Source organism: Bradyrhizobium sp. SZCCHNR1017 (genome assembly GCF_032381375.1).
Taxonomy (GTDB): Bacteria; Pseudomonadota; Alphaproteobacteria; order Rhizobiales; family Xanthobacteraceae; genus Bradyrhizobium.
In genome coordinates, this window is sequence record NZ_JAUHIR010000026.1 from 20,755 (window position 1) to 33,551 (window position 12,797).

A 12,797-nucleotide genomic window follows, 5' to 3' on the forward strand; every position below is an offset into this window, starting at 1 on the left:
CCTCAATCAGGCAGGTTGGTAAACCTCGGCCGCCAGACGCCCAGGATGACGTTCACGGTGGCGACGCCGAGCATGACCCAGATGGCGCCCTGCTCGGTGCCGAAGTTGGGCGCAAGCGTCGCCGGATCGATCTGGCCGGCGACGGCGCGCGCGGCCTCCTCGGCGGCCTCCTGCATCGGCCCCTGCACGGCGGCAAAGCCCCATTCGAAGACGAGGATGCCGGAAGCGAGCTTGGCGAGCGCCCAGCCGGCACTGTGCAGTGCGCGGTTGACGGCGATGGCAAGCAGGCCGGCGACCAGGGTCAGGCCGAGCGAGGGGAAGAACACGTAGCGCACGATGGCGCCCATCGCCGCGCGCATCTCGGCATAGTGCGCCAGCGACACCGACGGCTGCGGGATGAGGCCGAGCAGCACGACGAGGCAGGCCATCGCGCCCATCATGCCGATCGCGCCCATCGTGTGCAGGAACTTCATCAACCGTCGCATGGCATTCCCCCGGCGTCGTGAAGATGAGATCTGATGCGGCGGGGATTGCGGCCCCAGCCAAGTCAGGCCGCGCTGCATGCGCAGGCTGCCGTCACCATTCATCCATACGATCAGGATCGGCGACCGGATCATGCATCGGGACGGGAGCCTGTCTACCAGTGCCGCGTACCCGGCCCGCCCTTGAACGGTCCGACGACAGGAGAGGTGATCCAGCCGCCGTAGAAATCGCCCTGTTGCGCGGCAACGCGCTCATCGCCGACGAAGCAGGCCTCGACCCGCGAGGCATAGAACGCCAGATGGCCCGCGATCGGCGCGAATGGCGCCGTGGGCTGCTCGTAGCTCCAGGCGGCCTGCTCGGACACGCGGCCGCCGACCTCCAGCGTCCAGTAGCCGGCGACGCCCTTGAACTCGCAGAACGACCGGCCGGGCGCGCGCCGCAACCACTGCATCGCGACATGCTGCGGCGGGATGTAGTAGACTGGAGGATGGCTGGTCTCGAGCACGCGATGGCCATCCTGCGTGTCGGCGATGGTGACGCCGGCAAATGCGACGCGCAGCCGCGCCATGCAGCGCTCCAGCCGCGGCGGCCTCGGATAGTCCCATACCGATTCCTGGCCCGGCCCCGGCACGATGCGTTGCATGTCGCTTCTCCGTTGTGGCGCCACCGACCGCGCCTAGCGACCGGCCAGCGCAAGGCAACGGCCGAACGGAGACAAAGGATCACCGGAGACGGATGGGGAGCGGCGGCCGTCGTTCCGGTTTCACGAAGGTGAGGCCGCCGGCGGAGCGGGCCGAGGCTCCTGCACAGCGGTGGTGCCGGTGCCCTGTCCGATGCGGAACAGTTGGATGTAGCTGCCGAGATAGAGCGGCGCGAGTCCGGCGACCGGCTGCTCAGGGACTGGCGGGTCGAGCAACAGGACAGCATCGAAATTCGACCGCCAGCCGGCCAGATAGCGCGCGAGCGGCAACACGTCGGCGGGCGGCGTGTCAGGTTGCAGCCAGCGCCACGCGGCGGGCTCGGCCAGCGGCTGCGCAAGACGAGCGAAAGAGGGACGGACCGTGATGGGCTGCTGGTTCGGATGGGCGAACATCAGCGGCCAGAACGCCCGCCGCTCGATCACGAGCAGCGCCGCCATGTGGGAATCGACGTAGCGGAATCCGGGCAGGATCCGCTCGCGCCGGCTGGAGACGGGCTGCTCGTGGCCATGCGCGGCGATGACGCGCGCGCCAGGCTGCACATGCGCGATCGCCGCGCGCAGTTCGGCGAGGTCGACCCTGTGATCGATCCATGCCGATGCGATATCCGCGGTCCGAATCAACATCAGCCCCGAGAGGACGATGCCGACGAGAACCGCCTTCCTGCCGGACACGACCGGCTGCAGGCCGGCGAACAGCAGCAGGCCGCACATCGCGGCAAAGCGCATGTCGATCAACGTTCCTCCCAGCGCCGTCCAGGGCGCCGCGACGAAGGCGACGAACAGCGCCGCCAGCGCCAGCGGAACGCCCGGCGCGACGACGAGCTGGCGCCGGACGAGGACCAACACAGACATCACCACGACGGTCGTGATGATCGTCAGCTCGGCGCTGGTGGTCAGAAACGGCGTCATGATGCGCCACAGCTTCGGCGGTCCGTCCCAGTCGCCGAGTTGCAATCCACCCTCGCCCAGCGGACAGAGCCCATAGAGCAGCACGGCCGGGCTGAGCGTGACTCCGAGCGCACAGGCAGCGACAGCGAACTCCCGCGCCAGGACCGGCGACCGGCGCAGCCGCCACAGCCGATCGGCCTCTCCGGCGCCGATCAGGACCGCGAAGAACAGCAGGCCGAAGATGTGGCAGAGGAAGGCGGCCGCCGCGGCGATGGCGCCCCAGGCGATCGCGGGCAGCCAGCCGCCCCGACGGCGCAGCGCCACCCAGCCCGCGGCGCCGCCGAGGGCCAGGCCGAGCGAGAGCTGGAAATTCATGAAGCCGAGCAGGAAGACGCCGTCATAGGCGACGATGCCGGCCGCCAGCGGCCACAACGACAGCCGGCCGAACACCGCGCGGTGATAGGTGATGACGCCGACGAGCGGCGCGAACAGGCTGAGCGCGAGCAGGATGCGGCCGCCGACATGAACGTCGGTGACGCGCAGCAGCGCGACGCCGATCACGTCCATGCCGAGATTGGGCAGGATGCGCCAATTCGGCGCGTATATCTGCGACAGCACGGGATCGTCGGGATGCGCCAAGACGAACAGCCGCGCGAGGTGGTTGGGATAGTCGAGCACCGGCGGGACATCGACCAGCAGGAACGGCACCGCGAGCACGATGGCGAGCACCAGCGCCAACAGAATCCAGCGCCAGGACAGGTCGCCGGCGCTGGAGGCGGACACCGGATGATGGGGAGCTGATCGGAGGTCTGAATGCACGAGGAGCCCGGCCGGCACGATGGCGCCGGTCGCCGACGAGCACGATGGCAAATGCATTGAGGTACCCCATTCCGCCCGGGATACTTCGATACCATCCGACCAAAGACTGCAATATGCCCTGAAACAACCTTCTGGTTGTGCCTAATGCCCCGTTACTTTACGGGGATTCCGCAAAGCCGGCGGCTCAAGCGATCGCCTGAAGATAACGCCGCACCGAGCGATCGAACGCCGCCTTCGCATCGTCGGCGATGTTCTTCTGCCACCAGGCGCCGTAGATGCGATCGAAGGCCAGCGGCGCGACCGCATCGGCGATGCGGCGCACGGCGGCCGCGCCGAGCGGGATGTAGTTCGGATAGGAGTACATGAAGCTGACGTGGCGGCGATCCATCGCCACCATCGCGATGTCACCGGTCAACAGCGCGCCCTTGCCACCGGCACCTTTGCGCCAATGCAGGATGGTGGCGCCGGCAAAATGCCCGCCGGTCCGCAGCAGCACGACGTCATCCGAGATGGCGAGGCGATCGCCCGTCCATGGCACGATCGCCGGATGCGGCCGGGTGACGAAGGCGCGGTCGTCGCCATGGAGATAGACCGGCGCGTTGCCGAACGCGGCGCTCCAATCAGCGACCGCGCCATAATAGTGCGGATGCGATACCGCGATGGCCTTCAGGCCGCCGAGCGAGCGCACGTGGGCAATGGCTGCCTCTGTCGCCAGGGGAATGCAGTCCCACATCACGCAGCCATCCGGCCCGGGAACGAGCAGCGCGCGCTGGCCGATCGCAAAGCTGGGATCCAGAGCGAGCCCGCTCAGGCCGTCATCGTCGCGCCAAACGACCTGATGCCGTTCGGCGAGGTCGTCGCGGCTGAGGAAGCTTTGTCCCTTCCAGTTCACATATTGCCGCTCGTCCTCGCAGACGGCGCAATGGCCGGGCGGCGCTGCCGTATCGGGAAACTGCGCGCCGCATTGAAAGCAGGTCCAGAGAGGCATGGATCACCGGTCGTCGAGATGGGATTGCGAAGGATAGCACGCGGACCATCCCGGAACACCGTCGCGCGCGGCTTTGCGATTGCCTAGTGTCGCCGGACCGCACGACAGGAGTTCTCGACATGCCGACCACGCTGCGCCGCGCCTACGTTCACCGCCTGCCGATGCGGAGCCCGGACGATGTCGGCGCGCTCGAGACCGGAATCGCGCAAGGCGCGATCGATCCCGCCGGCATCGTCGCCATTCTCGGCAAGACCGAAGGCAATGGCTGCGTCAACGACTTCACCCGCGCCTTCGCCGTGCGCTCGCTGGAGGCGCTGCTCGGCCGCTATCTCGCAGCCGACGCCGTGCGGCAGATCGCGATGGTGATGTCGGGCGGCACCGAGGGCGCGCTGTCGCCGCACATGATCGTGTTCGAGGCACGCGACGGGGGTGACGCCGCGGCGCCGCGCGCTTTCCCGGCATCGCTGGCGCTGGGGCGCGCGCGCACGCCGGCGCTGCCGGGCGAGCATCTCGGCCGCATGCCGCAGGTCGAGCTCGTGGCCGCCGGCGTGCGCGCGGCAATGACCGACGCCGGCATCAGCGATCCCGCCGACGTCCATTATGTGCAGGTGAAATGTCCGCTGCTGACGATGGAGCGCATCGAGGTGGTCGAGGCCCGGGGACAGCGCACCGCCGTGCGCGATACGCTGAAATCGATGGGCTTCTCGCGCGGCGCCTCGGCGCTGGGTGTCGCGATCGCGCTCGGCGAGCTCGCCGCCGCCGATCTCTCCGACGCGACGATCTGCGCCGACGTCTCGCGCTACAGCGGGCGCGCGGCCACCTCGGGCGGCGTCGAGCTGCTCGACCACGAGATCATGGTGGCCGGCATGTCGGCCACCTGGAGCGGGCCGCTCGCGATCGATCATGCCGTCATGGGCGATGCCATCGACATCGAGCCGGCCCGGCAGGCGCTCGCCCGGCTCGGCCTCAACGTGCCGGGCCAGGTCGCGGCGGCCGATCGCAGCCGCATCGCCGCGGTGCTCGCCAAGGCGGAGGCGGCGCAGAGCGGCCGGCTGCGCGGCCAGCGGCATACCATGCTGGATGACAGCGACGTCTCCTCCACCCGCCATGCCCGCGCCTTCGTCGGCGGCGCGCTGGCCGGGCTGTTCGGCTTCACCGACCTGTTCGTCTCGGGCGGCGCCGAGCATCAGGGTCCCGACGGCGGCGGGCCGGTCGCGATCATCGCCGAGCGCCGCTGATCTCACGGTCGAGACCGCTGCAGATGCCGGCCCCCGGCATGAAGGTCTACGCTCGGAACCTCACCAACCGCTCCATTCCGACACCTGCCACCGCGGCAACGTCCCGTTCACCCAGATCGCTCCGGGCGCCGCGTTCTACCTGATCACCACGGCGAAGTTCCGAGCCGCACACGCGCCCCGATCAGGCAACAGATTTGCCAGATTCCCGCCGCATCTCGCGACGCGGCGGGGAGCAGCTCGAACCGAAGATCGACCGAAGTGATCGTCAAGCGAACGATCCACCTCGCGAGACGACGTGAAAGACCACCAATTCTCTCATCAGCAATTGAATGACGGAGATCGGTTCAACCAGGAGGTTTCAACTGTTGCTACGGGGCAACTGTCTGCGAACAACTCTCATTCTCAGAAATGGATGGAAACTTTTCGCATTCCGGCCACCGGCGGAACCAGCTTTGGGCCGCTTTCCCCCGCTTCTTGACTTGCATTCGCAACAAGCACGCGCCGGTTGCGGGCGTTCAAGCGAACCCAAGTCAAAGTTTTGCGTAACGAATGGGGTGGTCGAGTATGGGTAAGGCAATCTTTCCAAGGAGCTTGCGAGGGGCAAGCGGACACGAGTGGGATCCATCTCCCGAGATTTCCGGTGTGAAAGTCTCGGCAGTCGCGAGCCTGATCGCGGTTGCCTCGTTCTCCGGTGCCGAAGCCCAACAGGCGCCGCTGCCGTCCGTCACCGTCGAAGCCCCGGTGGCGCGCCCCAAGCCGGCCGCCTCGCGCCCGACCGCGGACCAGGTCCGCGCCCGCGACGCGATGCGCCGCGCCGCCCGCCAGCAACAACAGCAGCAGGCCGCGGCGCCGAAGAGCAATCTGCCGCCCGACCGCAACCCCTATTCCAGCCCCGCCTCCGACTACAAGGGCGAGCGGCTGCAGGCCTCCGGCAAGTTTCCGGAGAAGCTGCTCAACACGCCGAAGACCGTCACCGTCCTGAGCAAGGAGATCCTGGCGGACAAGAACTCCACCAGCCTCAAATCCGCGGTGCTCTCCACCGCCGGCGTGACGCTCGGCACCGGCGAAGGCGGCAACGCTTTCGGCGACCGCTTCTTCATCCGCGGCTTCGACGCCCGCAACGACGTCTTCATCGACGGCGTGCGTGACGCCGGCGTCTCCGTGCGCGAGAACTTCTTCACCGAGCAGGTCGAGATCCTGCGCGGCCCGGCGTCGTCCTTCGCCGGCCGCGGCACCACCGGCGGCGCGATCAACATCGTGACCAAGCAGGCCACGACCGAGAACAGCTTCTACAACATGGACACCACGCTCGGCACCGACAGGACCAAGCGCGTGGTGATCGACGTCAACCAGAAGATCACGCCGACCTTCGCTGCCCGCGTCGGCGGCCTGTTCCAGGATGCCGGCGTGGCCGGCCGCGACTACGTCACCGACAACCGCAACGGCGGCTTCATCGCCACCAAGTGGACGCCGCTGGACACCGTGACCCTGTCCGCCAACTACATCCACAACGAGGTGACCGGCCGTCCGGACTTCGGCGTTCCCTACTATCGGCCGAGCACGCTCACCGCCGGCGCGCCATTCCCCGAGGTCGGCTCGCCGCGCAACGCCTGGTACGGCTTCGTCAACCGCGACTTCTCGCGTGTCGGACAGGACATCGGTACGTTCAATGCCGAGGTGAAGGTCACTCCAGACCTGACTATCTCCGACAAGATCCGGGTGTCGCGCTCGACCCTGAACTACATCGGCACGCTGCCGGAAGGCCCGACGCTCACCAACCCGCTGTCGAATTCGACGATCCGGGCCAATCCGCAGAGCCGCTTCCAGCAGACCGACGTGCTCGCCAACCAGCTCGAGGCGACCTACAAGTTCGATACCGGCAACTTCAGGCACACCGTGCTCGCGGGGCTCGAAGTCTCGCAGGAAAAGGCGCGCATCAACAGCTACACCGGGTTGACATCCGAGCAGCAGGGCCTGGCGTTCGCGGGCAGCGGCTCGCTCTCGGGCGTGAGCGTGTTCAACCCGCAGTTCACCAACCTACCGTTCGGCATTCCGTCGCTGGGACAATTCCCGACGAACGTGAAGATCGACTCGGCGAGCGTCTACGCGCTCGACAGCGTCAACTACCGCGATCTCGTCATCCTCAACGGCGGCGTGCGCTACGACAAATACGACGTCCGGGTCGACGGCTTCGGCACCGTCAACGGCGTCGCCAACACGCCGGGTTCGACGGCGGCCTCCAGCGGCATGCCGAACTTCAACGTCGGCATGACCTTGAAGCCGGTGCCCTACGCCAGCTTCTATGCGGCCTACGCCACCTCGTCGAATCCGGTCGGCGCGGAGTTCGACGGCCTCAGCCCGCAATATGGCGGCCTGTCGGCGGTCACCAATGGCGGCGCCAACCAGATCTTCGGGCCCGAGAAGAACACCTCGATCGAGATCGGCACCAAGTGGGAGCTGCTCGACGGTCGCCTGCTGGTCACCGGAGCGCTGTTCCAGACCGAGAAGGAGAACGCCCGCGAGTCACGCAACATCACCAGCGCCGCGCAGGCCACGGCGGACTGCCCGTATCCGGCAGGCACCATCGGCTCCGTGCCGTGTCTCTCGGCCGGTGCCGCCTACCGCATCCGCGGCATCGACCTGCAGGCGGGCGGCAAGCTGACCGACAAATGGAGCATCTTCGGCGGCATCGTGCTGATGCAGTCCGAGGTGACGAAGTCGAACATCCCGCCAGCCAACACCGCGCTGTTCACCAGCAATGTCGGCCTGCAGCTCGCCAACACCGCGCACCAGTCGTTCAGCCTGCTGACGAAGTACCAGATCAACGACACCTGGGAGATCGGCGGCCAGGCGGTGTACCGCTCGAAGATCTTCGGCGGCACCTGGCTGGCGGCGAACCAGGGCACGGAGCTGCCGAGCTACTGGCGCTTCGATGCGTTCGCGGAAGCCAAGCTCGACAAGAACTGGACGGCGAAGCTGTTTGTTGCCAACATCTTCGACAAGCTCTACTACGACGCTCTCTATCAGAGTGCCACCCCGTTCGTGCTCGTCGGTCCGGGACGAAGCGCGTCGATCGTCCTGTCCGGGCGGTTCTGATCGCACACCCAAACCTGGGCATACATCAAGTGATGAGTTCATGCTGATCTGTGTCCCCGGAGTTCTGAGCAAAGACGATGTGGCGGACTTCCGCCACATCATGGACGACAGCGACTGGGAGGACGGTCGCTCGACGGCCGGCGCCCAGTCGGCCATGGTCAAGCGCAACGAGCAGTTGCCGCCCGACAGCGAGGTGGCGCGCAAGCTCGGCCACCGCATCATTTCGGCGATGACCGCCAATCCGCGCTTTCTCGCCGCAGCCATCCCGCAGCAGATCTTCCCGCCGCTGTTCAACCGCTACAGCGCGGAGTCGGGCCACCATTTCGGCATCCACGTCGACAACGCGGTCCGCGGCGACAAGCTCACCGGCCTGCGCATTCGCACCGACCTTTCGGTCACGCTGTTTCTGTCCGAGCCGGAGGATTACGACGGCGGCGAGCTGGTGATCGAGGATCTGTACGGCTCGCACGAGGTCAAGCTGCCGGCCGGCGACCTCGTGCTGTATCCCGCCTCGAGCCTGCATATGGTCACCCCGGTGACGCGCGGCGTCCGCGTCGCCTCGTTCTTCTGGCTGCAGAGCATGATCCGCGATCCCCTCGCGCGCAGCATGATCTTCGATCTCGACACGACGATCCAGGGATTGTCGCAGCGGATGGGACGCGACGATCCGGAGATGGTGCGGCTGACCGGCCTCTATCACAACCTGATCCGCTACTGGGCCGAGAACTAGACGACCGTTTTCAACGTTCCAGCCCTATTGATGCAGATATGTAGACCCTCACTGTCATCGTCCGCGAACGCGGACGATCTGGTACGCCGTGACATCTCGGTTCATCATCTTCGCGGATTGCTGGATGCACTGCCATCGCGGAGTATGACAGCGGTCGAGATGGCAAGCGGTCGACCCGGCATCGACCGCTGTTTCCAAGGAAACGCTCGTTTCAATATCCGCCTTCGGTCGCCACACTCACGTTGAGTTCGATCGTCTACGAGCCGGGTTGCACGCATGCAGCCCGGCTCATTCGTTCGGACGATGACCGCATCGCTGCGGAGCCGTTCTCAGCCTTCGCGATGGACCACCGTCCAATCTCACAAGCGGCCGCCTGTCTCTTCCTTGAGCTGTCACACGTCCTTGACTGCCGGCAGACCGCCGCTCGCGAGCGGCACGATCTTTCGACGCCGGCAAGCGGGTGCGCTTTGCGAACTTCAGCCACCGCTCGCAGCTTGATCAGATCGCGCGCGGCCCGCTTCTCAAACAAACCTGATTCCACCGCACCCTGATTCGGATCTCGACGCTTTCGAGCCCTTTCCGGCGGCATCACGTCTCGAAGAACGCGCGTGATGCCCTCGCGTCCGCCAAACGGGACCATCACGCCGGCGCCGACTAATTAGAATTGATGGAAGACCGAACGGCGGCATTTGCGTGACAGGCAGCCGCGTTGGCGGAACCGTGCACGGCTCGTCGCGCCCCAGGTCAGGACTTTCAGGGAGTTATGACGCGATGGGCAGCATCCCGAGCTCTTACGCAGATCACACGATTCGATTTTTCATCTGGCATCGCACTCACCGGAGTGACTGCCGACATCGATGTTCCCGCTTTGAGTCAACGCGCCGTCTCAAAACAGCCGGGTTACGACTAGAAGCATTACAGAGAAGATAACTACCAAGGGGTACGCAGCAACATGTTCAGGATCGTTCTTCATGTAGGAGCGGTGATCGCAGCCGTTTCGGCCGGCGCCATGGCGCATGCCGAGCAGCCGGCCACGTCGCCGAGACCTGGCCAGGCTGCCACCGCCCCGCAGACCACAGCACCGAGTCCCACGACTCCGACCGGCGCGAAATCCGTTCAGGCTCCGACGACGGCGGCCGCCACGCAGGCGCCTGCAGCTGCGCTCGCCAACGCCGCCAGTGCGCCGGCTCCCGTCGCGCACGCAGCTCAAGCTCAGGGCGCGGCTCCGAAGCCGATGACCGTCGGACAGGCGCAGACAGCCCCCGCCGTTGCCCAGCCCGCGCCCACGGCGCAGGCGGCCGCGCCTTCGCCGGCTCCGGCCGCGACCACGCCGCAAGCTGGTGCAACGAACCCGGCACCGGCCGCCGCAACGAACGACACCCAACCGTCGACCGCGACCGAAGCCGTCACGGACACGGCAGCGGGCGACAAGGCGAAGGACCAGGCAGAGAAGCCGGCCCAGGGCGCGGCACAAGGCGGTGCGCAAGCGGCATCACACGTGCCGCATGATCTGTCGCCATGGTCGATGTTCCTGGCCGCCGACATTCTCGTGAAGTCTGTCATGATGGGGCTCGCGCTCGCCTCGCTTGCGACCTGGACCGTCTTCATCGCCAAGACCATCGAGTTCTCCATCCTGCGCCGGAAGCTGAGCGGCGCGCTGCGCAAGGTCGACGACGTACGCTGGCTGTCGGAAGCCAAGCTCGCGCTGGGATCACGCCAGAACGTGCTGACGGCTCTGATCGACGCCGCCATGCACGAGATCAGAATGTCGTCCGAACTGCCGTCTCACGGCGTCAACGAGCGCGCCGCGTCGAGCTTCTCCGAGATCGTACGTGCCGAGGGCCGGCGTTGCCGGACCGGCATGGGCCTGCTCGCCACGATCGGCTCGATCTCGCCCTTCGTCGGCCTGTTCGGCACGGTCTGGGGCATCATGAACAGCTTCATCGGCATCTCGAAGTCGCAGACCACGAACCTCGCCGTCGTCGCGCCCGGCATCGCCGAAGCGCTTCTCGCAACCGCCATCGGCCTCGTCGCCGCGATCCCGGCCGTGATCATCTACAATCACTTCACACGGGTGACGAAGGGCTACATGGAGCTCGTGAACCGGTCCTCCGGCGCCACCGCCCGGATGTTGTCGCGCGATCTGGATCGCGGCCAGAGCCACCACAGCAGCCATCACGGCGAGCGCTTCGAGCCGATCCACGTCCACTCTGCGCCTCCGATGGCGCTGGCGGCGGAGTAGCTCCATGGCCGTCTCTCTCTCGGAAGGCGATGGCGACGATGATCTCGGCGAGACGAGCGACATCAACGTCACGCCCTTCATCGACGTGATCCTGGTGCTGCTGATCATCTTCATGGTGGCGGCACCGCTGTCGACGGTCGACGTCCCGGTCGATCTCCCGACATCGACGGCCACGCCGCAGAAGAAGCCGGACAAGCCGATCTATGTCAGCATCAAGCCGGATCTGACGCTGTTCGTCGGCGAGGAGCCGGTGAAACGGGCGAGCCTGGTGAGCACGCTCGAGCACATCCCCGAGGCGGCGAAGGACAAGTTCATCTTCCTGCGCGCCGACCGGGGCGTGGCGTATGGAGAGCTGATGGACGTGATGGAGCTGCTGCGGACCGGCGGCTATCCGAAGATCAAGCTCGTGACTGTCGAAGGCGTCTCACAGGCCGCCGCCCAGGCTGCACATTGAAACCAGTGAAACGACGGAACTGAAGAATGGTCGAACACAAGTATCAGGGAGCGTCGCGCCGCTTGTGGATCTCAGCCGCGATCGGCGCCCTCATGCTGCACGGTGGCGGCGCCGCGCTCGCGGTCGTCCATCTCAGCGGCAATGACGCGGACGGCGGTCTCGGCGCGGCCGGCGCCGAATTCGCGCTCGAGATCGCCTCGCCCCAGGTCGAGGACAACGATCTTCCGCCGGGTCCCGACAGCGACGCGGCCGAAGCTGCGCCGGAGCAGATGCAGCAGACCGCCGAAGTCAAGGAGTCCGACGCCGTCAAGGACAAGCCGACCGAGACAGAGGAGGAGGCCGATCGGGTCGTCACGCAGAACGATCCCAAGAAGCCGGAGAAGGAGGAACAGCAGCAGGCAACCCAGCAGGCCGAGGCGTCGGTCGCATCTGCTGCGCAGGAAGAATCGGCCCGCAAGGCGCTGGACGAGGCCGCGCCGCCGGCCGAGACAGCCAAGGCCCCCAATCCGGGAATGGGCAAGGACAAGCAGAAGCTGACCAACGATTGGGGCCGAAAGATCAGCGCCTATTTCGAGCTGCACAAGCGCTATCCGGAAGGCAAGAAGCACAATCGCACGGTCAAGGTGGCGCTGGTGCTGAGCCGGGCCGGCAAGGTGGTTTCTGCGTCCGTCATGCAGTCGTCCGGCGACTCGATGTTCGACGATGCCGCGCTGGCGATGATCCGCCGCTCCGACCCTGTGCCTGCGCCGCCGTCCGGACTGACGGACGATCAGTTCAGCTTCAGCCTCGACGTGAACTTCAACCAGAAGAAGTAGACCGTGCGTCGTTCGACGCGTGTATCTTGAAGACTTGGCAGCGTTCGCAATGGCGCGAGCGCTGCTTTTTGCGTCTGCTGGGCCTAGGTCGCGCGGACGAAGGAACGCGAGACCTTTCCGTATCCGGCCGGAATTCCCGCGAGACGACCTTTTCCAAAGTCTCCTCTCATATTCGGAGATGGGTATCCTCGCTGTCATCGTCCGAGGCGGACGATCCAGTACGCCGTGACGTTTCGGTTCGGCATCTGCCGCCACGGAAGTACTGGATGCCCCGCTTTCGCGAGGCACGACAGCGTTGGAGACTGTGGGGACTCAACCCACCACGCATGCCGATTGGATGGAAA

10 protein-coding genes are annotated in these 12,797 nt (G+C 66.3%); 6 read left to right on the forward strand and 4 right to left on the reverse strand.

The features are described 5' to 3' along the window. Positions 1-2 precede the first annotated feature (2 nt). From QW863_RS34460 to QW863_RS34475, 4 genes are all read right to left on the reverse strand, one after another. Positions 3-485: a hypothetical protein gene (locus QW863_RS34460; protein ID WP_315716506.1), complete on the reverse strand. Its 483-nt coding sequence runs from the start codon at positions 483-485 to the stop codon at positions 3-5. Between the two features lie 152 nt (positions 486-637). Further along, positions 638-1,126: a DUF427 domain-containing protein gene (locus QW863_RS34465; RefSeq protein ID WP_315716505.1), complete on the reverse strand. Its 489-nt coding sequence runs from the start codon at positions 1,124-1,126 to the stop codon at positions 638-640. Between the two features lie 120 nt (positions 1,127-1,246). Beyond that, the gene (locus QW863_RS34470; RefSeq protein ID WP_315716504.1) at positions 1,247-2,947 is read right to left on the reverse strand and encodes a hypothetical protein; all 1,701 of its coding nucleotides are present in this window, start codon (positions 2,945-2,947) and stop codon (positions 1,247-1,249) included. A gap of 127 nt (positions 2,948-3,074) precedes the next feature. Further along, positions 3,075-3,878 carry an MBL fold metallo-hydrolase gene (locus tag QW863_RS34475; RefSeq protein ID WP_315716503.1) on the reverse strand — a complete coding sequence of 268 codons (804 nt, stop codon included), beginning with the start codon at positions 3,876-3,878 and terminating at the stop codon, positions 3,075-3,077. 119 nt (positions 3,879-3,997) lie between these two features. Here QW863_RS34475 and QW863_RS34480 point away from each other — a divergent pair, with 119 nt between their 5' ends. The 6 genes from QW863_RS34480 (at position 3,998) to QW863_RS34505 (ending at position 12,453) form a co-directional block, all read left to right on the forward strand. After that, positions 3,998-5,116, forward strand: coding sequence for a ring-opening amidohydrolase (locus QW863_RS34480; RefSeq protein ID WP_315716502.1), 1,119 nt, complete (start codon positions 3,998-4,000; stop codon positions 5,114-5,116). Positions 5,117-5,680: 564 nt separating this feature from the next. Beyond that, positions 5,681-8,212, forward strand: a complete 2,532-nt coding sequence (locus QW863_RS34485; RefSeq protein WP_315716501.1) for a TonB-dependent receptor — start codon at positions 5,681-5,683, stop codon at positions 8,210-8,212. Between the two features lie 40 nt (positions 8,213-8,252). Further along, complete coding sequence (locus QW863_RS34490) at positions 8,253-8,942, forward strand: Fe2+-dependent dioxygenase (protein ID WP_315716500.1); 690 nt, start codon at positions 8,253-8,255, stop codon at positions 8,940-8,942. Between the two features lie 1,234 nt (positions 8,943-10,176). After that, on the forward strand, positions 10,177-11,184 hold the full coding sequence (gene exbB, locus QW863_RS34495; RefSeq protein ID WP_409977998.1) for a tonB-system energizer ExbB: 1,008 nt from the start codon (positions 10,177-10,179) through the stop codon (positions 11,182-11,184). 4 nt (positions 11,185-11,188) lie between these two features. Continuing rightward, the gene (exbD, locus tag QW863_RS34500; protein WP_315716497.1) at positions 11,189-11,638 is read left to right on the forward strand and encodes a TonB system transport protein ExbD; all 450 of its coding nucleotides are present in this window, start codon (positions 11,189-11,191) and stop codon (positions 11,636-11,638) included. A 26-nt stretch (positions 11,639-11,664) separates the two neighbouring features. Further along, positions 11,665-12,453 (forward strand): TonB family protein, encoded by a 789-nt coding sequence (locus QW863_RS34505; RefSeq protein ID WP_315716496.1) that lies wholly within the window; start codon positions 11,665-11,667, stop codon positions 12,451-12,453. Positions 12,454-12,797 lie beyond the last annotated feature (344 nt).